The organism is Bacillus sp. C28GYM-DRY-1, from assembly GCF_030519405.1.
Taxonomy (GTDB): domain Bacteria; phylum Bacillota; class Bacilli; order Bacillales; family Bacillaceae; genus Bacillus; species Bacillus spizizenii_A.
In genome coordinates, this window is record NZ_JAUMKF010000083.1 from 1 (window position 1) to 344 (window position 344).

1 pseudogene is annotated in these 344 nt (G+C 41.0%); it reads right to left on the minus strand.

Going from position 1 to position 344, the window contains the following annotated elements:
• Positions 1-344 (minus strand): annotated as a pseudogene (locus Q3W56_RS20775) (IS3 family transposase); the annotation flags it as partial.

Below are 344 nucleotides of genomic sequence, written 5' to 3' on the forward strand. Positions count from 1 at the left end.
CGCCCGAGAGATACCTAAATGAATACAGATATCCTGCACGGTCATTGTGCTGTGCAATATTTCTACAAGTTCGACTGACGTTTTGCTATCAACTTCCTTTCCAATTCGTTGTACTTTTTTAAAACTTCATTCTGCTGTCTCAGATAACGATTCTCTGCCTGCAGTTTCTCTAATTCGGAAGAATACTCCGGACCTTTTCCGTAAGTGTATTGCTTTCCAACAGGCTGTTCAAATCGATGTGTTTCCCCAGCCTTATGCCATCTAACCCATGTCTGAACTTGTGTCTTATTCTTAATATTCAATTTCTGCATGATCTCTTTCATAGGCACGCCTGCCAATCTCAT